This window comes from Mesorhizobium sp. B3-1-6 (assembly GCF_006439555.1).
Classification (GTDB): Bacteria; Pseudomonadota; Alphaproteobacteria; order Rhizobiales; family Rhizobiaceae; genus Mesorhizobium.
Genome location: NZ_VFTM01000031.1, coordinates 15,150 through 37,544, shown reverse-complemented (window position 1 = coordinate 37,544; position 22,395 = coordinate 15,150). Strand labels below are relative to the sequence as shown.

18 protein-coding genes are annotated in these 22,395 nt (G+C 62.7%); 6 read left to right on the top strand and 12 right to left on the bottom strand.

From position 1 onward, the window contains the following. The first annotated feature begins 92 nt into the window (after window positions 1–92). Both FJ414_RS24455 and glf read left to right on the top strand, forming a co-directional pair. Window positions 93–1,034 carry a hypothetical protein gene (locus tag FJ414_RS24455; RefSeq protein WP_140646954.1) on the top strand — a complete coding sequence of 314 codons (942 nt, stop codon included), beginning with the start codon at window positions 93–95 and terminating at the stop codon, window positions 1,032–1,034. Further along, window positions 1,028–2,209 (top strand): UDP-galactopyranose mutase, encoded by a 1,182-nt coding sequence (gene glf / locus FJ414_RS24450; RefSeq protein ID WP_140646953.1) that lies wholly within the window; start codon window positions 1,028–1,030, stop codon window positions 2,207–2,209. The genes FJ414_RS24455 and glf overlap by 7 nt, the downstream gene beginning before the upstream one ends. A gap of 27 nt (window positions 2,210–2,236) precedes the next feature. Here the strand turns inward: glf and FJ414_RS24445 are convergent, their stop codons facing one another. Continuing rightward, entirely contained in the window at window positions 2,237–3,223 is a 987-nt protein-coding gene (locus FJ414_RS24445; protein WP_140646952.1) for an NAD-dependent epimerase/dehydratase family protein, read from the bottom strand. Between the two features lie 655 nt (window positions 3,224–3,878). On the opposite strand from FJ414_RS24445, the gene FJ414_RS24435 reads away from it, so the two are divergent. Next, window positions 3,879–4,652, top strand: coding sequence for an NAD kinase (locus FJ414_RS24435; protein ID WP_140646950.1), 774 nt, complete (start codon window positions 3,879–3,881; stop codon window positions 4,650–4,652). A 190-nt stretch (window positions 4,653–4,842) separates the two neighbouring features. After that, on the top strand, window positions 4,843–6,396 hold the full coding sequence (locus tag FJ414_RS24430) for a DEAD/DEAH box helicase (RefSeq protein ID WP_181181703.1): 1,554 nt from the start codon (window positions 4,843–4,845) through the stop codon (window positions 6,394–6,396). Between the two features lie 96 nt (window positions 6,397–6,492). Here FJ414_RS24430 and FJ414_RS24425 read toward each other — a convergent pair whose 3' ends face one another. The 9 genes from FJ414_RS24425 to FJ414_RS24390 form a co-directional block, all read right to left on the bottom strand. Continuing rightward, on the bottom strand, window positions 6,493–7,101 hold the full coding sequence (locus tag FJ414_RS24425) for a hypothetical protein (protein WP_140646948.1): 609 nt from the start codon (window positions 7,099–7,101) through the stop codon (window positions 6,493–6,495). Between the two features lie 256 nt (window positions 7,102–7,357). Then, entirely contained in the window at window positions 7,358–8,008 is a 651-nt protein-coding gene (locus FJ414_RS24420; protein WP_112099652.1) for an OmpA family protein, read from the bottom strand. A gap of 136 nt (window positions 8,009–8,144) precedes the next feature. After that, complete coding sequence (locus FJ414_RS24415; protein WP_140646947.1) at window positions 8,145–8,513, bottom strand: GFA family protein; 369 nt, start codon at window positions 8,511–8,513, stop codon at window positions 8,145–8,147. Between the two features lie 186 nt (window positions 8,514–8,699). After that, entirely contained in the window at window positions 8,700–9,077 is a 378-nt protein-coding gene (locus FJ414_RS24410; RefSeq protein WP_140646946.1) for a hypothetical protein, read from the bottom strand. Window positions 9,078–9,371: 294 nt separating this feature from the next. After that, window positions 9,372–9,776 carry a GFA family protein gene (locus FJ414_RS24405; RefSeq protein WP_140646945.1) on the bottom strand — a complete coding sequence of 135 codons (405 nt, stop codon included), beginning with the start codon at window positions 9,774–9,776 and terminating at the stop codon, window positions 9,372–9,374. 30 nt (window positions 9,777–9,806) lie between these two features. Then, window positions 9,807–10,938, bottom strand: a protein-coding gene (gene prfB / locus FJ414_RS24400; RefSeq protein WP_140646944.1) for a peptide chain release factor 2 whose coding sequence is annotated in 2 segments (ribosomal slippage) — window positions 9,807–10,871 and window positions 10,873–10,938 — 1,131 coding nt in all. Because the reading frame shifts where the segments join, the coding sequence is not laid out codon by codon here. Beyond that, on the bottom strand, window positions 10,867–11,049 hold the full coding sequence (locus FJ414_RS31585; protein WP_181175487.1) for a hypothetical protein: 183 nt from the start codon (window positions 11,047–11,049) through the stop codon (window positions 10,867–10,869). Before FJ414_RS31585 ends, prfB begins: the two co-directional genes overlap by 72 nt. Window positions 11,050–11,066: 17 nt before the next feature. Beyond that, on the bottom strand, window positions 11,067–13,523 hold the full coding sequence (locus FJ414_RS24395) for a penicillin-binding protein 1A (protein ID WP_140646943.1): 2,457 nt from the start codon (window positions 13,521–13,523) through the stop codon (window positions 11,067–11,069). A gap of 225 nt (window positions 13,524–13,748) precedes the next feature. Next, window positions 13,749–14,948 carry an N-acetylmuramoyl-L-alanine amidase gene (locus FJ414_RS24390; RefSeq protein ID WP_226891822.1) on the bottom strand — a complete coding sequence of 400 codons (1,200 nt, stop codon included), beginning with the start codon at window positions 14,946–14,948 and terminating at the stop codon, window positions 13,749–13,751. A 702-nt stretch (window positions 14,949–15,650) separates the two neighbouring features. On the opposite strand from FJ414_RS24390, the gene FJ414_RS24385 reads away from it, so the two are divergent. Then, window positions 15,651–18,587 (top strand): ribonuclease E/G, encoded by a 2,937-nt coding sequence (locus tag FJ414_RS24385; RefSeq protein ID WP_140646941.1) that lies wholly within the window; start codon window positions 15,651–15,653, stop codon window positions 18,585–18,587. 124 nt (window positions 18,588–18,711) lie between these two features. Here the strand turns inward: FJ414_RS24385 and FJ414_RS24380 are convergent, their stop codons facing one another. Together FJ414_RS24380 and FJ414_RS24375 are read right to left on the bottom strand one after the other, a co-directional pair. Beyond that, entirely contained in the window at window positions 18,712–19,641 is a 930-nt protein-coding gene (locus FJ414_RS24380) for a glutaminase (RefSeq protein ID WP_181167086.1), read from the bottom strand. A 5-nt stretch (window positions 19,642–19,646) separates the two neighbouring features. Then, window positions 19,647–20,795: an aminotransferase class I/II-fold pyridoxal phosphate-dependent enzyme gene (locus FJ414_RS24375; protein WP_140646939.1), complete on the bottom strand. Its 1,149-nt coding sequence runs from the start codon at window positions 20,793–20,795 to the stop codon at window positions 19,647–19,649. A gap of 187 nt (window positions 20,796–20,982) precedes the next feature. On the opposite strand from FJ414_RS24375, the gene FJ414_RS24370 reads away from it, so the two are divergent. Then, window positions 20,983–22,395, top strand: a complete 1,413-nt coding sequence (locus tag FJ414_RS24370) for a M48 family metalloprotease (RefSeq protein WP_140646938.1) — start codon at window positions 20,983–20,985, stop codon at window positions 22,393–22,395.

Below are 22,395 nucleotides of genomic sequence, written 5' to 3'. Positions count from 1 at the left end.
CGGTCTTGCGGCAAGCGCTCCTAACGTTCAACCTACTTAACCGAGCAACGTTGGCGTAAGCGCAGCCAAGCAGCAAGGCAGCCCATCGCAGCATGAACACCGTCAGCAAATCTCAGATGCCGGCCGGCCACCGCGATCTCGTGATCGTCAGAGCCGGCGACAGGTCCCTGCACCGTGGCTGGGGCGCGGACGAGCCTGAATGTAATTTCGACCTGATTGTTAGTTATTACGGGTCCGATCCTTCGGCCTTCGGCTTGCCTTACGAAAGACGGGCGGATCAGAAAGGCGGCAAGTGGGACGGCCTTTTCGCACTGTTCCGTCAGCAGCCTGACCTGCTTCAGCGCTATCAGTATTTCTGGCTTCCGGATGACGATCTCGAGGCCGACCGAAAGACCATCGAGGCCATATTTGCGAATATGCGCCGGCTCGACCTCGATGTCGGCCAGCCCTCCCTGACGCTCGACAGCTACTTTTCGCATTTGTCGTTCATGCGCTGCGACAGTTTCGAGTTCCGCTTCGTGGACAAGATCGAGATTATGGCTCCCTGCCTCCGGGCCGACATACTGCTCAAGGTGTTGCCGCTCTTCGAACGTTCAATGAGTGGCTTCGGCCTGGATTCGCTTTGGACGCGGCTGCGCGCCGACAATCGACGCAAGTCCGCCGTGTTCGATAATTTGTCGATCCGTCACACACGCCCTGTCGGAACCGCACTTGCCCAAGTGATGTTGGAAAACGGCCTTACGCGCGAAGCGGAATACGCGCAGTTGCAGGCCAGATTTGGCCTGGATGAATTTTATCCGATCTCCTATGAGGCTGTGGACCGAAAGGGTCGCCGTTGGCGATCAAAGACCGCCATCGGCCTGCGCATGATGCTGGATTACGCCCTCCGGCTGAAGACATTCAGACAGGTGTATCGATTGAAGAAAACGCTGTGGCGGCATGTCCGCCGACAACACTTCAAGGCAACCGAACTTTCGACCGTCGCGCTCGACTTGCGTCCGGTTCACGCCGCCGACCAGGCAAAGGCATGTTGAACGGCGTCGATCTTCTTGTCGTAGGGGCCGGGTTCTACGGCGCAACACTTGCCGAGCGTATTGCGACGAAGCTGGGGCGTCGCGTGCTGGTGATCGACCGGCGCGCCCACGTCGGCGGCAACGCCTACACCGAGATCGACCCGGCAACGGGTGCCGAAATCCATCGCTATGGGCCTCACCTCTTCCACACGCCGAACAAAGAGGTCTGGGAATACCTGCACGCCTTCACGCGATTCAGCTCCTATAGGCACCGGGCGTACTCGTCATATCGCGACCAGGTCTATTCCCTGCCGATCAATCTGGCGACGATCTGCCAGTTCTTCGGCAAACGGCTCAGCCCCGATCAAGCGCGGGCGCTGATTGCCGAGCAATCATCCGAACTCGGCGACCGGCAGCCGACCAATCTCGAGGAGAAAGCCATCTCCCTTATCGGGCGCCCGCTCTACGAAGCGTTCATCAAAGGCTACACCGCCAAGCAGTGGCAGACCGATCCCCGCGAACTCCCGCCGCAGACCATCGCGCGTTTGCCGGTGCGCTATACATTCGAGGACGGTTATTTCAACGACCGATACCAGGGACAGCCGCTCGACGGCTACACCGCGATCTTCAAGAAGATGCTTGCGCATCCGCAGATCGAGACCAGGCTAGGCGTCGACTTCTTCGAGATCAAAGGATCGCTACCCAAAAATATTCCAGTTGCCTATACAGGCGCCATCGACCGGTATTTCGACTACGCCGAAGGGGACCTCGGATGGCGAACGATCGACATTGAATTCGAACATATGGATACGCCGGACTATCAGGGCACCGCCATCATGAACTTCGCCGACGAAGCCGTGCCTTACACGCGCATCGTTGAGTTCAGGCATTTCAACCCTGAGCGGGAATTCAACAGCGACAGAACGTTGATCGGTCGCGAATTCTCACATTTCGCTCGTCGCGGCGACGAACCCTACTATCCAATCGATACCCGCGCCGACCAACAGATCTACGAGCGCTACCAGGCGCGCGCGCACCGGGAAGAAAACACTCATTTCGGCGGCCGGCTCGGGACATACCGCTATCTCGACATGCACCAGGCAATCGGCGCGGCGCTCAAGGCATTCGAGACGGTCTTCATGCCGTATTTCGAAGGTCGATTGGAAACGGTATCGATGAGAAGCCGGCCTTCCTGACGGATGCCGGCGACACTTTAGGCAATCTTAGGCCTGGGCCGCGGCAGGAGCGGCGAGCTGGCTCCGGAACCACTCAAGGGTCTGTCGAATGCCTTCCCGATAGCCTGTAGCAGCTTCCCAACCTGGAAGAATACGTTTGGCTAAGGTCAGGTCCGGGCAACGATTCGTCGGATCTTGAGGAACCGGTTCATGATGAACGATTGAGCTGCCCGGAACCAGGGAGCAGATGAATTTTGCGATCTCAAGGACCGGAACCTCGTAGTCGTTACCGATGTTGAGCGGGCCGCGATACGAAATGTTATCGCGCCAGAAGAAACGCTCCAATCCATCGACAATGTCATCGACATAACCCCAACTGCGCGATTGCAGACCGTCGCCGTAGACGGTCAGCACTCCAGTCGTGAGCGCTTGGCTTATGAAGTTCGAAATCGCGCGCCCGTCATCTATACGCGTGCGCGGCCCATATACGTTGAAGAGCCTCACCACTCTCACGTCGAGTCCCTGCGTGCGTTGGGTCTCAAACAACAGCGCTTCCGTGCAACGCTTGCTTTCGTCATAGGAGGATCTGGGGCCCGTGCAGTCCACTGAACCTCGATAACTCTCCGGTTGCGGAGAAACCAGCGGATCGCCGTACACCTCTGAGGTAGATGAAAAACAGAAGCGGCCGCCGGGTTTGAGCAAACCCAGAAGGTTGAAAGCTCCACTGATATTGGCACGAATAGTGCGAGCCGGATCGCTCATGTACCAGCGCGGCGAAGCGGGCGATGCCAAGTGAATGATTTCATCGAACCGCTGTGAGGTGGCAAATATCTCCGCACTCTCCACCTCGAGGCTCAATCGTGGATCGTCAAAGTGTGCAAGATTCCGGCGGGAGCCGGTCCATAGGTTGTCAACCACAACCAGGCGTTCGAGATCCGTGCGCTGCAAGAGACGATCGACCAGATGCGAACCGATGAAGCCGCTGCCACCGGCGACCAGCACGGCGCGACGATCTTTCCGGGTTATTCCATGCATTATCGCGCCGATTTGTTTTCGAAGCGCGCACGCTCCAAGATTCTGTCGAAAAGACACATAGAACCTTGCGAATTACAGGGCAATGTAGCGAGCGTCGTTTTCGCGACCTGCTGGATCCGGCATATGCGCGCAGAACCGAGACTGATGGAAAATCCCACGAGATCTCACCGAAGATCGACTAACCGCGGTCATCGCGACCGCGCGGCGTTCATGCGCGCATTCGGCGAATATCATCCCGGGCGGGCTACAGCGCCCTTTGCGGACAAGGTGTCCCGGTGGCGTCACCGCAGCGGGAGGCCGTCGGCTGTGGCCGCTGGCTCATCTCTTCGGAATGGCGCACCAGTTCAGCGAACATGAGCGCGAAACTTCCCATCATCAGGAAGACTATGATCAGACGCGTTACCGGCAATAGACAGGTCTCTCGACTGGCCAGCCCCCGCCAACCCATCCACTGTCGGCTAACATGATCGATCCGGCTTTACGAGTGTTTAAGCTTCGCCTTAACCATAGCGGCCATCACATTCGTGTCGCGGCTGTCACGAAGCGCGATTGTCGGGTGTGACCCGCCTGCCAGCGCAGCGCCCTTCACAGATACGGGCGGCGCATGCTACGCCGTCGCCGGCGCGGCCCCGCAGACGGTCGCCCTCCGGGAGCCATGAGCAAAGCCGCCAGCCGTTTCGCCTTCGTCTCTTCCGACACCGACGACGCCCGCGCGGCGCTGGAAAGCCTGTCGGCGCGCTATGGGCAGGTGCCTGTCGCGGAGGCCGAGATCATCATTGCGCTCGGCGGCGACGGCTTTCTCCTGCAGACGTTGCGCGACACAATGAGCACGGGCAAGAAGGTCTACGGCATGAACCGTGGCACCATTGGCTTCCTGATGAACGAATATCGCGCCGGCGGCCTCGAGGAACGCATCGCCGCCGCGGTCGCCGAGACGATCCGGCCGCTCGAAATGGTCGCGGTGACGCATGACGGCGAAACCGTTTCGGCGCCGGCCATCAACGAGGTGGCGCTGTGGCGCCAGTCCTACCAGACGGCGAAGATCCGCATCACCGTCGATGGCCAGGTGCGGCTGGAGGAGCTCAACTGCGACGGCGTGATGATCGCGACGCCCGCCGGCTCCACCGCCTACAATCTGTCGGCGCATGGGCCGATCCTGCCGCTCGATGCGCCGCTTCTGGCGCTGACGCCAGTGAGTCCTTTCCGACCGCGCCGCTGGCGTGGGGCGCTGCTGTCCAACAAGGCGACCATACGCTTCGACATCCTGGAAGCCGAAAAGCGCCCGGTGAATGCCGCGGCCGATCATACCGAGGTCAAGGCGGTGGCCTCCATCACCGTGCGGGAATCGCCGACGGCGACGGCAACTTTGCTGTTCGATCCGAACCATTCGTGGAACGAACGCATCCTTGCCGAGCAGTTCCGCTACTGAGCCGGCGCAACGATACTGTTTCGATTAAGCGTCGCGATTAAGGTTACGTCTTCACAATCGCTGTATTTCGGTCCGTTTCTGTTGACAAATCGAGGACTTGCGCCTAACTGCAACACCGATCTTGCAGGCGCGCGGCGCCTGCCGCGGCTACTGTGTCGCGATTTTCCCAACCAACAAAGACAACAAACACTTGTCCTCAGACACCACGATCGCTCAAGAAGCGTTGACATTCTCAGACCTCGGCCTGTCGCCGAAGGTGCTCTCCGCAGTCACCGATGCCGGCTACACCAAGCCGACGCCGATCCAGGCCGGCGCCATCCCGCATGCGCTGCTCGGCAAGGACGTGCTGGGTATCGCCCAAACCGGCACCGGCAAGACCGCTTCCTTCGTGCTGCCGATGCTGACGCGCCTGGAAAAGGGCCGGGCGCGAGCCCGCATGCCGCGCACGCTGATCCTCGAACCGACCCGTGAGCTGGCCGCGCAGGTCGAGGAAAACTTCATCAAATACGGCAAGAACCACAAGCTCAACATCGCGCTTCTGATCGGCGGCGTCTCATTCGACGAGCAGGACAAGAAGCTCGAGCGCGGCGCCGACGTGCTGATAGCTACGCCCGGCCGCCTGCTCGACCACCGTGAGCGCGGCAAGCTCCTTCTCAACGGCGTCGAGATTCTCGTCATCGACGAGGCCGACCGGATGCTCGACATGGGCTTCATTCCCGACATCGAGCGCATCTGCGAGATGATCCCGTTCACGCGCCAGACGCTGTTCTTCTCGGCGACGATGCCGCCGGAGATCACCAAGCTCACCGAGAAATTCCTGCATGCGCCGGTCCGCGTCGAGGTTTCCAAGGCGGCCTCCACCGCAACCAGCATCACGCAGCGGCTGGTGAAATCCGGCGCGAAGCCATGGGACAAGCGCGAGACCCTGCGCAACCTGATCAAGGCCGAAGACGCGGAACTGAAGAACGCGATCATCTTCTGCAACCGCAAGATCGAAGTATCGGAGCTGTTCCGCTCGCTGCTGAAGCATGATTTCGATGCCGGCGCGCTGCATGGCGACATGGACCAGCGCGCCCGCATGCAGATGCTCGCCAATTTCCGCGACGGCAAGCTGCGCTACCTCGTAGCCTCGGACGTCGCCGCGCGCGGTCTCGACATTCCCGACGTCAGCCACGTCTTCAACTACGATGTGCCGATCCATGCCGAGGACTATGTCCATCGCATCGGCCGCACCGGCCGCGCCGGCCGCGCCGGCAAGTCCTTCACCATCGCCACCCGCTCCGACACCAAGTATGTCGACGCGATCGAGAGGCTGATCGGCACCAAGATCGAGTGGCATGACGGCGACCTGTCGACCGTGACCGAGAGCGAGGGCGAGGAGCAGCCGCGCCGCGGCCGCGGCGCCCCGCGTCGCGCCGGCCGCAAGGACGAGGACCGCAAGGACGATCGCAAAGAACGCGGCGAGCGCAAGAAGGACCGTCACGCCAAGCGCGACGAGACGCCCGATACCGCGCGCGAGGAACAGCCCGTCGCCGAAGTGGCCGATATCGCCGAACGCCGCGCCCGCAAGGACGCGATCCGTTCCGAGAACGAGCGCAAGGGCCCGGGCAACCGTCACGAGCAGCGCGGCGACGCCCGCCCGCAGCGCGACCGCCCCGGCCGCCACCGTCAGGAAGAAGACGACGCAACCGTCGGCTTCGGCGACGACGTGCCGGCCTTCATGCGGATCGTCGCGAAGGTCTGAAGTCGATCCCAGCATAGCCTGGAATGAAAGCGGCCCCCTAAACGGGGCCGCATTTCTTTTTCTGCTTCGCCCGAAGCAAGCCGGCCAAAGGCGATGCTACATCGGTCCCGGCATCATCTTGGTCGGCTTCTCAAGCATCGGGAACTCGGCCTTGCTGCATTTCACGTTCGGGTTCGTTGGACTGAACATGCCGTTCGGATTGTCTTTGAACAGCCATGCATGCAGGTCGTAGTGGACGAACTCCCTCGGAATGAGCGGATAGTGGCCTTCCATCGGCCCCATGAATTTTTGGCCGAATAATGTCGGGGCCGTCTTGGTGTCCGGTGTCAGCGGCACCAGCCATTCCACGCCGACCAGCTTCAAGCCCTTCTTCGTCGGCTCGTAGATCAGGACGTTGGGCTTCATCGGGTCGAGCGGCTTGCCGACGCTCGGGACGTTGACGAAATGGATGCCCATCGCGCCCTTCGGATAGTACATCGCGCCGTCTATCTTCTCGCCGCTATAGTGGACGCAGCCGACGGTCGACAAATAGAGGTCGCGGACAGCGGCCGTGTAATCTTCATACTTGGCCAGCGATTTCTTCAAGGCTTCGATGTCGGCCTTGTTGGCGTCCTCGGCGCGGGCCGTCGCGACCCCGAACGATGTGCCGAAAAGATACGCCAAAGCGAGGACGCCGCAGCGCCCCAAGCGAGCTGTTCTTGTCATGCATTCCTCCCAGATTCCTTGATCTGGCCGTGCAAGACCGGGGCGGCAGGTGTTGATTGCGCGGCCAATTCACCGCCCCATCCCCTCTGGAACAGCAGGATGGTAGTCCTTTCACGGGTTCCAGAAAAGCATCAATTAGAACAAGCTAATGCCATAAGACCTCCGATCCCATCTTTGGACCATTTCAAACAAAAACGGCCCCGTACGGGGGCCGTTTGCCTTGATGGTGTTTTGCGCCTCTAGGCGCCGTTTTCTCTCAGGTGAGCGGCGACAGCTGGATTTCGACGCGGCGGTTCTGCTCACGGCCGGCGGCGGTCGCATTGGATGCGATCGGGCGGGTCTTGCCGAAGCCGGTGACGGCGAAGCGGCGCTGATCGACGCCCTGGCCGGACAGGTAATTTGCGACGGCAAGCGCGCGACGCTGCGAAAGATCGAAATTGTGCTGGTCGCCGCCGGTCGAATCGGTGTGGCCGAAAACGTCCACCGTGGTCTGGCGGAATTTCTTCAGCACCAGCGCGACCGAATTCAGCACCGGATAGAAGCCCGGCTTCACCGCATCCTGGTCGACATTGAAGGTGATGTCGGACGGCATGTTGAGGATGATCTGGTCGCCGCTGCGGGTGACGCTGACGCCGGTGCCCTGCAGCTGACGGCGAAGCTCCGCCTCGTTCTGGTCCATCGTCGCGCCGATCGCGCCGCCGGCGAGCGCGCCGATGCCGGCACCGATCAGGGCGTTGCGGCGGTCATTGCCGCCGGCCAGCAGACCGAGGCTGGCACCAGCCAGCGCGCCGAGGCCGGCGCCGGCTGCCGTATTGGAGATCTTCTGGTCGCCGGTATACGGATCGGTGGTGGTGCAGGCGCTCACCAATAGAGCCGTCGCCACGGCGACGAGCACAGTCTTCTTCATGAGATTGGTCCCTCTCCAATTCGCGGCCTTTGCGGCCGCGCCAAATCAGCCCTTCCGCAGCCTTGTAGCATGAAATGCGGCGAAAAACGGAACGGGAATGCGGCCGGCAAGTCCGGCGGTCGTTCCCGCTTCGCGTCTACCACAAATTCTTGCCGTCGATGACCACCACCTCGACCTTATCCAGGTCGAAATCGTCGAACAGGCGCGAATTGACGCTGATCTTCGGGTTGTCGAAGTCCGGCTTTCCGGTCGACCAATCAGGGGTTTCGGTGAAGGTGCCGCAGCCGCAGGTGGCGCAGAACCCGTGCTTTACGGTCTTCGAGCCCCAGCGGTAGAAGGAGACGTTCTGCGGCGGGCTCGTGAGCTTGAATTGCGACGGCACATAATACGCCCATAGCGACCCGCGCTTCGAGCAGAACGAGCATGTGCATTGCGTCACCGTCCGCGGCGCCTCGGCAACCTCGAAGGTTGTCGCCTTGCAATGGCAGCTTCCCTTGATGGTCATGAACTCACCTCTCCCATTGTCCGCCACGCGCTTTCTTTCACGCAATTCCGAACGGAAACCTGGAATTGCTCCGTGGCAAGGCAACATAAAGAAGCCGCCCTGACAACCGTCTGTCAGCAGGGTATGCAGCCTTCTGCTGCCGTGGATCGAGGCCCGCGTCTTGCCTCCCGCGGCAGGTCCAAAGCCCTAGTAAGAGGGTGGCGGCACGAACAGGCAGATCGTCTTGCCGGCGTCGAGCCCGGCCTGATGCGCGCACCAGTGATATTCGCCGTCGGGCGAATTCTTGACCCGCTTGTCGCTATAGGCCACCACCTCGCCCGTGCCTTTTATGACATAGCCTTCGGGCCGCTCGCTGATCGATGACTGCGGCACCTCCTTGCAATCGAAGTTGGCACAACAGGCAAAGGGGTATTTCCAGCCTTGCGGCATAACCGCCGTAGGCTGGGCGTCGTGCGCGATGGCCGGCGGCGCCAGCACCGAGATGGCTCCAACAGCGAACAGGGAGAACAAAAGTCGGCCAGCCGGTCGAACGGCTTGGGCCGATCTTGATATGGCAGCAGACATCGAAACGTTCCTTTCGAGCATCAAGCGTTTTCGCTTGCCCGTTCCCGGAACGTATCTTCCCAGTGGCCGGATCGTCGGTCGCAGATATGCCGCACCCGGCCATAAATGCTTTTACTCCCAGCGCAAAGGCTGGGCTGATTCCTCGGTTGGCGCAAGCATCCGCTTGCATCGGTAAAGCCGCGCTTCACGCCAACCCCTGCTATCCAGAATCGTGTGCCGGCTTGGTTAACGACCGGTTAGCCGCACGGAACTGGTGCCGGACAACGGGATTCGGCTCAAGCTGGTTCCAAGCGTTCAGCCGGGAACATGCCCATCATATTGCGGCAGGTCGTCGGCGATTGTGAACCACTTCGCCTTGGACCCGACAAAGATGTGGGCGGTCGGCCGTATGGTCGGATCGTCGACCAGCGTCCCCATGGCGATATGCACATAGGCGCCGTCGCGGACTAGCGAATAGATGAGCGAGCCGCATCGCCCGCAATGCGCGTCGTGGCCAGTTTCGTCACCGTAGATCAGCAGCGGGTCATCGCCGGCGGTCAGGCGAAACTTTTCGCGCTCGATGCCGGCGAAGGGTTTGAACGCCGACCCCGTGGTGCGCCGGCAATTCGAGCAATGGCAGTTGGCGGCATAAACGAATTCGTCCGCAACCTCATAGTGGACTGCGCCGCAGAAGCATTTTCCGGTAAGTTTGCGCGTCACCGGCTCCTCCCTCGTGCGACGCGGGGACGCCTAGTCGAGGTCCGCCACTGCTTCGCCCGCGCCGCCCTCGATGCGATGCGAGAGCGAGGCTTCCATGAACTCGTCGAGATCGCCGTCGAGCACGCTCGACGGCGAAGTGCTTTCGACGCCGGTGCGCAGATCCTTCACGAGCTGATAGGGCTGCAGCACGTAGGAGCGGATCTGGTGGCCCCAGCCGATGTCGCTCTTCGACGCCTCGGTGGCATTGGCGACCGCCTCGCGCTTCTTCAGCTCTTCCTCGTAAAGCCGCGAGCGCAGCATTTCCCAGGCCTTGGCGCGGTTCTTGTGCTGCGAGCGCTCGGCCTGGCAGGCGACCGCGATGCCGGTCGCCAAATGGGTGATGCGCACCGCCGAGTCGGTTGTGTTGACGTGCTGGCCGCCCGAACCCGAGGAACGATAGGTGTCGATGCGCACATCGGATTCGGAAACATTGATCTCGATCGAGTCATCTATGACCGGATAGACCCAGACGCTGGCGAAGGAGGTGTGGCGCCGCGCGTTGCTGTCGTAAGGCGAAATGCGCACCAGGCGATGGACGCCGGACTCGGTCTTCAGCCAGCCATAGGCGTTGTGGCCCTTGATCAGCACGGTGGCGGACTTGATGCCCGCCTCTTCGCCGTCATGGATTTCCAGAATCTCGACCTTGAAGCGGCGGCGCTCGGCCCAGCGCGTGTACATGCGCAGGAGCATCGAGGCCCAGTCCTGGCTCTCGGTGCCGCCAGCGCCGGCATGGATTTCGAGATAGCTGTCGTTGGCGTCGGCCTCGCCCGAGAGCAGCGTCTCGACCTGGCGGGCCTTCGCCTCGCCCTGCATCGAACGCAGCGCCGCCTCCGCTTCCGCGATAATGCCGTCGTCGCCCTCTTCCTCGCCGAGTTCGATCAGGCCGATATTGTCTTCCAGCGCCTGCGTCATCCCCTTGACGGCGGCGATGCCGTCCTCGAGCTCCTGGCGCTCCCGCATCAGCTTCTGCGCTTCGATCGGATCATTCCAGAGGCTGGAATCCTCGGCGCGCGAATTCAGGTATTCAAGCCGCTTTACAGCCTGGTCCCAGTCAAAGATGCCTCCTCAGCAGGGTTATCGCCTGCCTGATCTCGTCGACAATGTTGAGCGTTTCCGCGCGCATGGCTCTTCGTTCGGTCCTGTTCTTTTCGGTCTTTTCGGAATAGGCGCGATACATAGGCACGGCATCGCCGCCTGTAAAGCGAAATGGGCCGGCACCAACCTGCCGGCCCATTGCGAAATCCGGCAACGTCAGTAGAGGCCGCCGCCGCCGTCCTGGATGGCCTGGTTGGCCTGCGGCGACAGCCCCGCGCCGGAACCGTTGGAGCCATCGGCGCCCATGCCGATCACCCAGTAGCTGTCGGCCGGACCGGTGCCGGGCTTGAAAGCCTCGATGATGGTGTTCGGATCGCCTTCGGCAGCACGCATGCCGGTCTTGCGGTTGATTGCGATCAGCTTCATGCCATCGGGAACCTGGAAGTCGGTGTTCGGCTTGCCGTCGAGCGCAACGCGCATGAAGTCCTTGAAGATCGGGGCTGCCAAGCCGCCGCCAGTGGCGCCATGGCCAAGGCCGCGCGGCGTGTCGTAGCCCATATAGAGGCCGACGACGAGGTTCGGGGTGAAGCCGATGAACCAGGCGTCCTTCTCGTCATTGGTCGTGCCGGTCTTGCCGGCGATGTGGCGGCCGAGCTCGCCGACGGTTGCGCCGGTGCCGCGCTGCACGACGCCCTCCATCATCGAGGTGATCTGGTAGGCGGTCATCGGGTCGAGCACCTGCTCGGAATTGTCGACCAGCTCCGGCTCCGGCTGGTTCTTCCATTCGGTGGCGTTGCAGCCTTCGCAGCCGCGCTCGTCCTGCTTGAACACCGTCTTGCCGTAACGGTCCTGGATGCGGTCGATCAGCGACGGTTTGATCGATTTGCCGCCATTGGCCATGATCGAATAGGCCGAGACCATGCGCATGACGGTCGTCTCGCCGGAGCCCAGCGCCATCGGCAGATAGGGCGCCAGATGATCGTAGACGCCAAAGCGCTCGGCATATTCCACGACCAGCTTCATGCCCATGTCGTTGGCGAGCCGCACGGTCATCAGATTGCGCGACTTCTCGATGCCGGAGCGCAAGGTGGCCGGGCCGGCGACCGTGCCGTCGTAGTTCTTCGGCGTCCAGGTGGTGTTGCCGCTCTGGATGGTGATCGGGCCGTCCATGATCACCGAAGCCGGCGTGTAGCCATTGTCGAGCGCCGCCGAATAAACGATCGGCTTGAACGAGGAACCGGGCTGACGCATCGCCTGGGTGGCGCGGTTGAATTCCGACTGCGCGTAGGAGAAGCCGCCGACCATGGCAAGCACGCGGCCGGTGTGCGGATCCATGGCGACGAGGCCGCCCTCGACCTCCGGCACCTGGCGCAGCATGTAGGTGTTGTCGGAGCCGTCATTCTTCTGCACGAAGACCACATCGCCGGGCTCCAGCACTTCCGCCGGAGACTTCGCCCTGACGGACTTGCCGTTGACGAAGTGGCGCATGGCGAAGCCCATGTCCTCCTTGCTGACGGTGCCCTGGACGCGTTCCTTGACCAGATCGCCGGAAATCTGCCGCGTCGGCTGGATGCCGATGGTCAGGCCGGTTGCCGAGCTGTCGAGCACGACGGCCAGCGTCCATTCCGGCACATCCTCGAGGCCCTTCACATTGCCGAGCGGCACGCCCCAGTCGCCGGAAACGTCGATATGCGTCACCGGACCGCGATAGCCGCGCAGCATGTCGTATTTGAGCAGGCCGTTCTGCATCGCCTTGCGAGCGATAAGCTGGATTTTGGGATCGAGCGTGGTGCGCACCGACAGGCCGCCCTCGTAAAGCGCATTCTCGCCGTAGCGCGCGATGATCTGGCGGCGGACTTCCTCGGTGAAGTACTCGCCGGCAAACAGATAGGAGCCGTTGCGGCGCGGCGTTACGCCGAGCGGTTCGGCCTTGGCCTTGTCGCCCTCCTCGCGGGTGACGTAGCCGTTCTCGACCATCTGGTCGATGACCCAGTTGCGGCGCTCCAGGGCACGGTCGGCGTGCTTGAAGGGGTGATAGTTGTTCGGGCCCTTCGGCAACGAGGCGAGATAAGCCGCCTCGGCGACCGTCAGCTCGTTGACCGATTTGTCGAAATAGGTGAGCGCGGCGCCCGCGACGCCATAGGCGCCGAAGCCGAAGAAGATTTCGTTGAGATAGAGCTCGAGGATGCGGTCCTTCGAATAGGCCTGCTCGATGCGGAAGGCCAGGATCATCTCCTTGATCTTGCGCTCATAGGTCTGATCGGAAGAGAGCAGGAAGTTCTTGGCCACCTGCTGGGTGATCGTCGAGGCGCCGACCTGCCGCCGGCCGGAACCGAAATTCTGCAGATTGACGATGATGGCGCGGCCAAGACCGGTGATGTCGATGCCCGGATGGTTGTAGAAGTTCTTGTCCTCGGCCGACATGAAGGCGGCCTTGACGCGGTCCGGGATGGCCTGGATCGGCAGATAGAGACGCCGCTCGCGCGCATATTCAGCCATCAGCGCGCCGTCGGAGGCGTGGATGCGCGTCGTCACCGGCGGTTCGTATTTGGCCAGAACCTCGTAGTCGGGCAGGTCCTTCGTCAGATGGCTGATGTAGATGGCAAGACCGGCCGCCACCAGCAGCGCCAGCGTCGTGCCGATGCCAAAGAAATAGCCGATGAGACGAATCATGCCCGCTCCAGTCCGAGGTTCGGGAATTTCCTAGACGAAGCCGACAGTCGCGCAAGCTTCCAGGGGCGGTCCCAATCCGCAATCGAAAAACCCATGTCGCGACCATGTGGACAAAATACGGCAGCGCGAAATTTGAGGACTCGGTTGGCGAATAATAACGCCGGGTGTTGTCGTCATGCAACGCTGCTTGTGGTTGTAGACGTCCGGCGGTCGTGGGCGGCGGGGTCAGCCACCCGTCGCGGTTCCGGTCTTGGCGGCGGCAAACAGGGCAACCGCGTTGGTTATGCTTTGCGCCGCCTTGCCGCGCCAGTCAGCGTTCAGCAGCTGCGCCTCGTCCTTGACGTTGGAGAGGTAGCCGAGCTCGACCAGGACGGACGGCACGTCCGGGGCCCTGAGCACCCTGAAGCCGGCCGAGCGCTGCGGATTGTTGATCAGGCCGACGCTGGTCGACAGCTGACCGACCAGCGTATGGGCGAAGCTCATCGAGAAACCATGCGTTTCACGGCGGATCAGGTCGATCAGGATGTCGGTGACTTCCTTGTTGTCGTCCTCGATCTTCATTCCGGCGAACTGGTCGGACAGGTTCTCGCGATCCGCGAGCGCCTGGGCCTCCGGATCGGAAGCCTTGTCCGAGAGCGTGTAGACCGTGGCGCCGCGAAGGCCTTTGACGGCGATCGTATCGGCATGGATGGAGATCAGGAGGTCGGCCTCGTGCTGGCGCGCGATGCGCACGCGCTCGTCCAGCGCCAGGTACACGTCGTTGTCGCGTGTCATGTAGACATCGTATTTGCCGACCGCGGCCAGCTTGTCGCGCAGTTCCTTGGCAAAAGCGAGCGTGACATCCTTCTCGACCGTGCCGGCGGAGCTTTCGGCGCCGCCATCGACGCCGCCATGGCCGGGATCGATAACCACCGTGAAGCGATGGCCGGGCGCCGAGACCGGTCCGGTGCCGACCCGCTCGCCCTTTTCGGTCGAAACCGTCGAACCGGTCGTCAGCGACTGGTTGGCGAGAGCTTCGTCGAACTCCCGCTCGGAGGCAGCCGACATATCGATGGCGATGCGATAGCCGCTGCCGTCGTCGTTCTTGAGCACGTCGAGCTTGTCGACGGCGAAAGGGCCCTTGCCGGTGAGGATCAGGCGCGAGCCATGTCCCTGATCGCCGTAGCGAACGGCCCGTACAAGGCCGCGCGGCTTCACATCCTTGGCGTCGAGCGCGAATCGCGTGCGCGGCAGATCGACGACGAGGCGATTGGGGCCGCGCAGCAGGAACCATTTGACGTCCGGCTCGCGGTCGAAATTCACGACGATGCGCATCTTTGTGGCGTCGCCGGCCATCTTGTAGCCGGTCGCGCCAAGCAGGGTGTCGGCACGCGCGGCGGCTGTAAGGCAGAACAACAGTGCCAGCAGCAAGGCAGTCCAGGCCACGCGCAGGAAATGCCCAGCGGCCCCACCCCTCTTGTCTGCGGCGCCCGCCGGTCCCATCTCTTATCCGTCGCTCCCCGTTTGACGCATTGCGCCCGGTTTTCTCGCAGAGTGCCTGTCAGGCTGCCAACTCGATTAACGATTGGTATTCAGAGAAGGTTAACCAAGCCTTTCATGGAGCGGGAAGAAGGCACGTTCCCCGGGGGAAGCGCTTTTTGCCGGCATCCGAAATCGGGGTTGCCTTCCATCCCGCCAAATCATAAAAGCGACGTTGGATCACTGCAATCCTGGAACCGCTCGCCTCAGCAGTTTCCTGCCAAAGGTTGGATGCAAAGGCGGCTCCTTTACCCTTCCAGGCTCGGGTGGTCGCGACGATTTTCGCAGGTGTGCCCTCGTGGCGGGGAATCGCTTGCGTGAGGAAAACGGCCGGGTTGGTCCCGTGCCGGCTCTTTATGAGCAAACAAGCTGGTCCGGCTCAGCCCGGGCTTTGGTTCAAAAGGTTCTGCTGGGTGTCGATGGCTTCAAGCGCAATCATGGAAAGGTCCGCATCGAACCGCGCCATAATGGCTGCGGGCGGCACCGCCATTGCGCTCAAGCGGCGGCCGGCGGACGTTCAATTATCCGGCATGCACACAGATACAGGCGCACAGCGGCGGGCATTGCCACGCCAGCTGCGGCTGTCGGCTGCCGGCAGGAAACAAAATAATGCCCAACAAGATGCTGATAGACGCCTCCCACCCGGAGGAAACACGCGTTGTTGTCGTTCGCGGTAACCGCATCGAAGAATTCGACTTTGAATCCCAGGACAAAAAGCAGCTCAAAGGAAACATCTACCTCGCCCGCGTAACCCGCGTCGAACCTTCCCTCCAGGCAGCTTTTGTCGAATATGGCGGCAACCGTCACGGTTTTCTCGCCTTCAGTGAAATTCATCCCGATTATTACCAGATCCCGGTCGCCGACCGTCAGGCCCTGCTGCGCGCCGAAGCGCAGGAGGCCGAAGACGAAGACGACGAGGAGGCCGAGAACGGCGAAGAGCAGCAGGCGCGCGATCGCGGCGGCCGGCGCAACCGCCGGCGCGGCGGCAAGAACCGCGACCGCGGCGAGCACAAGCACGCTTCCTCGGAGAACGAGGAAAGCACGGTCGAGGCTATAGCTGACGAAACCGCCGCTGAGGTTGCCGGGGGCGAGGAAGCCGGCGGCGAGACCGCCGATACCCCGGCAGAAAATGCGGGAGCAGTCTCCGCGGCCGTCGAGGCCGTATCGGAAGCGGCTGAAGAACCCGCCGGCGAAGCTGGCGGAGATGACGCCACGGACGATGAGGATGGCAAGCCATCCGAAGGTGGCCCGACCTCGATTGCCGCCAGCATCGAAGCAGATGTGATTTCCGAGGCGGTCCCGCAGGCGGATCAGCCCGAGCAAAGCGGCGAAGCCGCCGCCAGCGACAATGATCGCGGCATGCTGGAAGACGTCTCGGTCTCGCACTCGGACGAGCACGAGGTTGAATCGGTCGGCGCCGAGGACGCGCTCGAGGAAATCCGCAACCGCCGCAAGCCGGTGCGTCGCCAGTACAAGATCCAGGAAGTCATCAAGCGCCGCCAGATCCTTTTGGTGCAGGTGGTCAAGGAAGAGCGCGGCAACAAGGGCGCGGCGCTCACCACCTATCTGTCGCTTGCCGGCCGCTATTCGGTGCTGATGCCGAACACGGCGCGCGGCGGCGGCATCTCGCGCAAGATCACCAACGCCCAGGACCGCAAGCGGCTGAAGGAGGTCGTGACCGACCTCGACGTGCCGCAGGGCATGGGCGTCATCCTGCGCACCGCCGGCGAAAGCCGCACCAAGGCGGAGATCAAGCGCGACTACGAATATCTGATGCGGCTTTGGGAAAACGTCCGCAACCTGACGCTGCAGTCCTCGGCCCCTGCCCTGGTCTATGAGGAAGGCAGCCTGATCAAGCGTTCGGTGCGCGACCTCTACAACAAGGACATCGACGAGATCCTTGTCTCCGGCGAAGACGGCTACCGCGAGGCCAAGGATTTCATGCGCATGCTGATGCCGAGCCACGCCAAGGTGGTTCAGCCATTCCGCGACACCACGCCGATCTTCGTGCGCAACGGCATCGAGGCGCAGCTCGATCGCATGCTGCAGCCGCAGGTGACGCTGAAGAGCGGTGGCTACATCATCATCAACCAGACCGAGGCGCTGGTTTCGATCGACGTCAACTCCGGCCGCTCCACCAAGGAACATTCGATCGAGGAGACCGCGCTCCACACCAATCTGGAAGCGGCAGAGGAAGTCGCGCGGCAGTTGCGATTGCGCGACCTTGCCGGCCTGATCGTCATCGACTTCATCGACATGGAGGAGAACCGCAACAACCGCTCCGTCGAGAAGCGGCTGAAGGATCACCTCAAGAATGACCGCGCCCGTATACAGGTCGGCCGCATCTCACACTTCGGCCTGATGGAAATGTCGCGCCAGCGCATTCGCGCCAGCGTGCTGGAATCGACCATGAAGCCTTGCCCGCATTGCGGCGGCACGGGCCATGTGCGCTCCGATTCCTCCGTGGCGCTGATGGTCGTGCGGGCGATCGAGGAATTCCTGCTCAAGGATTCGCGCAGCCACATCATCGTGCGCACACCGGCGGCGACCGCGCTCTATGTGCTCAACCACAAGCGCGCCAACCTGCTGGAGCTCGAAGCCCGCTTCGGCCTGACGATCACGATCGAGGCCGACGAGACGCTCGGCACTCAGCACTATGCGATCTTCCGCGGCGCTGTTGCCGAGAAGCCGGAAGGCTTTGTCGAGGTGCGTAGCCTGCCGGCCTATGTCGAGCCGGAAGAGCCCGAGGACGAGATCGTCGTCGAGGAAGATGAAGAGGAAGTCTCGGTCCAGGCTGAACAGCCGCGCCACGCGCAGCAGGGCCAGCATCAGCAGCGATCCGAGGATGGCGAAGGCCGTGATCGCAAGCGTCGCAAGCGTCGGCGGCGGCGCGGCGGCAGGGATCGCGACCGCGAGCACAACGGGGACGTCGCGGCGGCGCCGATGGAAGCCGGCGAAGCCGATGATGATGCAACGGAAGAGACCACCGAGGAGGTGACCGCCGGCGACGAGGCCGTGGCGGCCGCTGCCGACGACAGTTCCGGAAAGAAGCGCCGGCGCGGGAAGCGCGGTGGCAAGCGCAACCGCCGTGAGGACGAAGCTTCAGACGCAGTTGCCGGCGAAACTGTCGGCGATATCGAGCGTGAGTCGGTTGAAGGCCAGGACGCCGTAAGCGAGCCGGCAATAGCCGCTCCCGCGGAAGAATCTGCCGGTCCGGCGGCGGCTAATGACGATGCCGAGGCGATCGAAAAGCCGAAGAAGCCCCGCCGTTCGAGGGCTAAGAAGGTGACCGAGGAAGCCGCGGCCGAGACGGTGTCCGAACCTGTGGCCGAGGCCCAGGTCGCGCCCGTGGCTGCCGAGCCGGAGCCCGTGGCAGCTGCGGCATCCGAGGCGGAGCCTGCCGCCGGCGCCCACCCGACGCGGCGCAAGCCACAGTCAGTCGACGCGCCGGTTGTTCCCGTTGTGTCGTCGAATGTAAGCGACGAAGCCAAGGCCGAGGACAAGCCGAAGCGCGGCGGCTGGTGGCAGCGCAAAGGCTTTTTCTAAGCCTTTCAGGTTGTTAGGCTGATCTTTCGAAAGAATCCCGCGCCGCACCCGGCGCGGGATTTTTCATTTCGCCACAGCCCTTTTAGCGCAGTTCCGGGTGGAAAACCGCCAGCACTTTGCTGCTTTACGGCGCGAAGATCGACCAGTTCATCATCCGGGCGAGCTTCTCCATGGCGATTGAGCCGAGCTTGGAGTTGCCGTTCTCGTTGAGTCCGGGCGACCACACCGCCAGCGAAGCAACCCCTGGCACGATGCCGAGAATGCCACCACCGACACCGCTTTTGCCGGGGATACCGACGCGGAAGGCAAAGTCGCCGGAGCCGTCATAGTGGCCGCAGGTCAGCATCAGCGCGCCAATGCGGCGTGCCCGTTCGGCCGAGACGACCGAATGCCCGGTCGCCGGGTTCCTGCCGCCATTGGCGAGGAAGCGGCCGGCCATGGCAAGCTGGCGGCAGCTCACGGCAATCGCGCAATGGTGGAAATAGACACCTAGCGCCAGCTCCGGTTCGTGATGGAGATTGCCGAAGGATTTCATGTAGTTGGCCAGGGCGAAGTTGCGGTAGCCGGTGGCGCGCTCGGATGCCGCGACCTCGCGGTCGATGATGATCGTCTCGTCATCGGCGAGGAACTGGATGAAGCGCAGGATTTCGCCTATCGCCTCGCGCGGCTGATGGCCGGCGAGCAGGACGTCGGAGACGACGATGGCGCCGGCATTGATGAACGGATTGCGCGGTATGCCGTTCTCGTGTTCGAGCTGGACGATCGAGTTGAACGGATTGCCGGACGGCTCGCGGCCGACGCGATGCCATAGCGCATCGCCGACTTTGCCAAGCGCCAGCGTGAGCGTGAAGACTTTCGAGACGCTCTGGATCGAAAAGGGCTGATCGGCATCGCCGGCAAGCATGACGCGGCCGTCATTGGTCACGGCGGCGATGCCGAATTTCTTCGGGTCGACCTTGCCGAGCTGCGGGATGTAGGTCGCCACCTCGCCGCGATCGGTACGCTGCGCCATTTCGGCGGCCACTTCGGCCAGTGCCTGCTCGAGTTCCGGCATGGTTTCTATTTCAGCCAGCGTTCGATGCGCGCCAGCGCCTCGACCATCTCGTCATGGCTGCCGGCATAGGAAAAGCGCATGGTGCGGTGGCCCTGCTGCGGGTCGAAATCACGGCCGGGCGTCGCCGCGACATGCGCCTCGGCCAGCATCTTGCGCGCAAAAGCCATGCTGTCGTTGGTGTGGCGGGTGACATCGCAGAACGCATAGAAGGCGCCGTCCATCGGCGCGGCGAGCGCGAAGCCGAGTTCCGGCAGGCGCTTCATCAGAAGGTCCCGGTTCCAGGCATAGCGCGCCTTGACCTTTTCCAGCTCTTCGGTCGCCTTGAAGGCTTCGATCGCCGCGACCTGCGACAGTTCAGGCGGCGAGATGTAGAGGCTCTGGGCGACACGCTCGACCGGCCGCACCAGCTCTTCCGGCAGCACCATCCAGCCGATGCGCCAGCCGGTCATGCAATAATATTTCGAGAAGGAATTGATCACGGTGACACCGGCGCCGTGCGCCAGCGCGGTGACATCTGGCGCCGCGTAGGCCAGCCGGTGATAGATTTCGTCCGAGATCACGGCGATGCCGAGCTCCTCGGCCGTCTTCATCAGCGCCCCAAGTTCATCCGCCGGAATGACCGCGCCGGTCGGATTGGCGGGGCTGGCGAATAGCACGCCCTTCAGCGGCTTGTCGCGATGCGCTGCCTTGAGGTGCTCGGCATGCAGATAGGCATCCGCGCCGAGCTCGATTTCGACGATCTCGATGCCGAGCGCGGCCATGATGTTGCGGTAGGCCGGATAGCCGGGCGCGGCGATGGCGACGCGGTCGCCCGGATCGAACATGGCCAGGAAAGCGAGGTTGAAGGCGGCGGACGAGCCGGTCGTGACGGCAATGCGCGACGGCGCGACGTCGATCCCATAGTGCTCGCCATAATGCGCCGCGATCACCTTGCGCAGATCGGCGAGACCCAAGGCGTCGGTGTAGCCGATGCGGCCATGCCGCAGGGCCGCGGCCGCCGCCTCGCGGACGCCGACCGGCGCGGGATCCGATGGCTGGCCGACGGCCATCGACACCACGGGCACTCCGGTGGCCTTCAGCCGGTTGGCTTCAGCCAGGATGTCCATGGCGTGGAAGGGCTCGACTTCCCCTCGGCGTGAAAGCGAAACGACCATTTGACCTCTTCCAACTGCCATTATCCGGCGAAATTCCTGGGCGGAAGCCGTCCTGGATCGCCCTTGAACTGCCCCGGTTCGAGGGCAGCGCCGCACAAATGCCCGATTGATGTGGGGATCACAAGCGCGCAGGAAGTTACCGGCGCCGACTTTTCATCTTTCGCCCGCTCGTCTACCAGTGGACCTTATGTTGAGCCGACCCCGACCATCGCTTGGCGAATCGATCTCCCTCAGCCGAACCGCGCGCGACTTCGCGACGCTTCTGCTTGCCGCCGCGGTCGCCGTGTCGAGCTCGGTCAGCGCCTTTGCGCAAGGCGTGCCGGTGGTGCGCGACGCCGAGATCGAGGCCTTGGTGCGCGACTATGCCCGGCCGATCTTCGAGGCTGCGGGGCTTGCCAATGACGGCATCGACATCGTTCTGGTCAACGACCAGAGCTTCAACGCCTTCGTCACCGGGCGGCGACTGTTCATCAACACCGGCGCGCTGGTGACCGCCGAAACGCCGAACGAGATCATTGGCGTCATCGCGCACGAGGCCGGCCATATCGCTGGCGGCCACCAGCAGAAATTGCGCGACCAGCTCGACCGCGCCAAGACCATGGCCATCATGGCCACGCTGCTTGGTGCCGGCGCCATGGTGGCCGGCGCCACCACCAACAGCCGCGGCCTTGCCGGCGCCGGCATGGGGGTCGCCGCCGGCGGCGGCGAGATGGCGCAACGCTCGATCCTCGCCTATCGGCGCACCGAAGAGATCACCGCCGATCGTTCGGCGATCACCTATCTCAACGCCACCGGCCAATCCGGCATGGGCATGCTGAAGACCTTCGGCCGCTTCCAGAGCGCGCTCTCGCTCGCCGGCACCCATGTCGACCCCTATCGGATCAGCCATCCGATGCCGCAGGAGCGCATCGCCAACCTGGAAGTGCTCGTCAAGCAGAGCCCGTTCGTCAACGTTGTCGACCCGCCGTCGCTGCAGCAGCGGCACGACATGATGCGCATCAAGATCGCCGCCTATATGCAGGGCCAGGCAGCCGTCGCGCGGCTGATGCGCAAGAACCCGGCCAGCCTTGCCTCGCGCTATGGCGATGCGCAGCAGACCTATCTCTTCGGCAGTCCGGGCGCGGCGCTCACCAAGACGGCGGCGCTGATCAAGGAACAACCGAAGAACCCCTATTTCCATGAATTGCGCGGCGATATCCTGATGAAGGCCAACAAGTCGAAGGATGCGGCGGACGCCTATGCCAAGGCGGTCAGCCTCGATCCAGCGCGCTCCGGCCTGCTGCTGGTCTCGCTCGGCCAGGCGCTGATGGCGGTGGGAACGCCCGATTCGACCCAGAAGGCAGTGGTCCAGCTCAACAATGGCGTTGGGCGGGACAAGGAAAATGCCGACGCTTATCGCTTTCTGGCGCAGGCATATGGCGAACTCGGCGAGATTCCGGCTGCCGATCTCGCCACCGCCGAGGGCCACTATTATGCGGGCGACTACAAAAACGCTAAGATCTTCGCCATGCGCGCTCAACAGAAATTGAAGCGCGGCGAACCCCGCTGGGTCCGCGCGCAGGATATTATAAACTACACGCCATCGAACAAACTCAAATGA

What these genes read in the sequence shown, in the direction of transcription:
- FJ414_RS24455 (WP_140646954.1), top strand. Translation starts at nt 93, where the DNA reads ATGAACACCGTCAGCAAATCTCAGATGCCGGCCGGCCACCGCGATCTC.
- glf (WP_140646953.1), top strand. Translation starts at nt 1,028, where the DNA reads ATGTTGAACGGCGTCGATCTTCTTGTCGTAGGGGCCGGGTTCTACGGC.
- FJ414_RS24445 (WP_140646952.1), bottom strand. Translation starts at nt 3,223, where the DNA reads ATGCATGGAATAACCCGGAAAGATCGTCGCGCCGTGCTGGTCGCCGGT.
- FJ414_RS24435 (WP_140646950.1), top strand. Translation starts at nt 3,879, where the DNA reads ATGAGCAAAGCCGCCAGCCGTTTCGCCTTCGTCTCTTCCGACACCGAC.
- FJ414_RS24425 (WP_140646948.1), bottom strand. Translation starts at nt 7,101, where the DNA reads ATGACAAGAACAGCTCGCTTGGGGCGCTGCGGCGTCCTCGCTTTGGCG.
- FJ414_RS24420 (WP_112099652.1), bottom strand. Translation starts at nt 8,008, where the DNA reads ATGAAGAAGACTGTGCTCGTCGCCGTGGCGACGGCTCTATTGGTGAGC.
- FJ414_RS24415 (WP_140646947.1), bottom strand. Translation starts at nt 8,513, where the DNA reads ATGACCATCAAGGGAAGCTGCCATTGCAAGGCGACAACCTTCGAGGTT.
- FJ414_RS24410 (WP_140646946.1), bottom strand. Translation starts at nt 9,077, where the DNA reads ATGTCTGCTGCCATATCAAGATCGGCCCAAGCCGTTCGACCGGCTGGC.
- FJ414_RS31585 (WP_181175487.1), bottom strand. Translation starts at nt 11,049, where the DNA reads ATGGGCCGGCAGGTTGGTGCCGGCCCATTTCGCTTTACAGGCGGCGAT.
- FJ414_RS24395 (WP_140646943.1), bottom strand. Translation starts at nt 13,523, where the DNA reads ATGATTCGTCTCATCGGCTATTTCTTTGGCATCGGCACGACGCTGGCG.
- FJ414_RS24385 (WP_140646941.1), top strand. Translation starts at nt 15,651, where the DNA reads ATGCCCAACAAGATGCTGATAGACGCCTCCCACCCGGAGGAAACACGC.
- FJ414_RS24380 (WP_181167086.1), bottom strand. Translation starts at nt 19,641, where the DNA reads ATGCCGGAACTCGAGCAGGCACTGGCCGAAGTGGCCGCCGAAATGGCG.
- FJ414_RS24375 (WP_140646939.1), bottom strand. Translation starts at nt 20,795, where the DNA reads ATGGTCGTTTCGCTTTCACGCCGAGGGGAAGTCGAGCCCTTCCACGCC.
- FJ414_RS24370 (WP_140646938.1), top strand. Translation starts at nt 20,983, where the DNA reads ATGTTGAGCCGACCCCGACCATCGCTTGGCGAATCGATCTCCCTCAGC.